We start from the raw sequence: 1,559 nt of genomic DNA, 5'->3' as shown, positions 1-1,559 counted from the left end.
GGACGGTGGCGGTCAGGCGCCGGCGGCGCGCTCGGCGAGGCCGGCCTGGTGCGCCTGGTGCAGGCGGCGGAGGGCGCGCACCCCCTCGACGGCCAGTTCCTTGTCCGCGGCCTGCAGGGCCACCATCGGGACCAGGTCGTCGTCGTGCAGCTCCAGGCTGGCCCAGGGGGCGCCCCGGTCGAACCGGACGCCCCGGACGACCTCCCACGGCAGGTCGTACGAGCCGAGGACGTTGCGCACCCGCACCCCGCGCGCGTCGGCCTCGACCCGGGGCCGGGTGAAGAGCAGGAAGCCGAGCGCACCGAACACGCCGAGACCGATCATGGCGAACTGGTCGCCCCGCTGGAACGTGCCGTAGCCGTCGCCGGTCGGGCCGCTCAGCGAGGTGGCCACCAGGCTGAAGACGATCAGCAGCAGGGCCGCCGACGTCCAGCAGACCAGCCGGATGCGGCGGGGCCGGAGACGGATCAGCTCGGTGTCGCTCACCCCACCAGTCTGCCACCCGCCCCGGGCGGCTGCTCCGCCGCCACACGCGGAGCCGGTCGCCGGCCCCCGCGCGGCCCCCGACGGGGCGAATCGCCGGGCCGGGCCCGGTCAGCCCCTGGACGGCCCTTCGCCGGACGGGGCGGGCCGGGCGGCGTGGGTGGTCGATCCGGGTCGGTCAGCCCGTCGGGCGGCCCTTCGGGCGGCGGGGTGCGCGGCCGGCCACCACGACCGCGAGCAGGGTCAGCGCCGCCCCGGCCAGCACCGCCGGCCGGGCACCGGGACCGCCCGGCAGCAGGGTGTCCAGCAGCAGCGCCCCGCCGAGCTGGCCGGCGACCAGGGCCAGCCCGGTACGCAGCACCCCCGCCGCCCGGACCCCGACCACCAGCCCGGCGACGATGGCCACCCCGAGCAGCCCGCCGGTGTAGAGGTACCAGGCGGTGGGCCAGCCGGAGTCCGGCCCGGCGAGGGCGCCGGCGAGGGCGGCGACCAGCAGCACGGCCGGGGTGGCGACCGCGAAGTTGACCGCCACGCCGGCGGCGGCCGAGCTGGCGGCGGAGATCCGGCCGTTGAGCGCCGTCTGCAGCGCCACGGCCACCCCGCCGGCGACGGCGAGCAGGACCAGCCCGACGGCCAGCTCGCCGACCGGCTGGCCGAGCTGGGCCAGCGCCACCGCCGCCACGCCGATGAGCCCGCCGGCGATCCGGGGACCGGTGAGCGCGAGCCGGCCGACCGGGGCCAGCCCGGCCCGGTCCACCGCCAGCCCGCCGAGGCTGCCCCCGGCGACCTGCGCGATGGTGAACACGGCGACCCCGAGCGCCGGCACCAGGTACGCGCCGAGCACCACGATCGCCGCCCCGCCGAGCCCACCCAGGTAGGACCACCAGGGCAGCCGCTGGCGCCGCAGCGCGGCCAACCCGGTCCGCATCGAGGGCAGGACGGCCAGCCCGAGCACGACCAGCAGGGTGCCGCCCAGGTTGTTGACCACCGCGGCCAGCGTGGCGTGCCCGACCCGGCTGCCCAACTCCCCGTTGGCCGCCCCCTGCGCCGCCGAGGCGACCCCGGCCAGGGTGACC

At 78.8% G+C, this 1,559-nt stretch carries 2 protein-coding genes; both read right to left on the bottom strand.

Features of this window, described 5'->3' with window-relative positions; translation table 11 throughout:
• Positions 1-12: 12 nt before the first annotated feature.
• Positions 13-486: a PH domain-containing protein gene (locus DLJ47_RS35145; protein ID WP_199236143.1), complete on the bottom strand. Its 474-nt coding sequence runs from the start codon at positions 484-486 to the stop codon at positions 13-15.
• Between the two features lie 175 nt (positions 487-661).
• On the bottom strand, positions 662-1,559 hold an 898-nt coding region (locus DLJ47_RS35140; protein ID WP_446723647.1), incomplete at its 5' end, for a DMT family transporter.

The sequence above is a fragment of the Micromonospora sp. S4605 genome (assembly GCF_003176715.1).
In the GTDB taxonomy this organism is placed as follows: Bacteria; Actinomycetota; Actinomycetes; order Mycobacteriales; family Micromonosporaceae; genus Micromonospora; species Micromonospora echinaurantiaca.
Note: the sequence above shows the minus strand (reverse complement) of the source record. Positions and strands in the feature narration are given on the sequence as shown.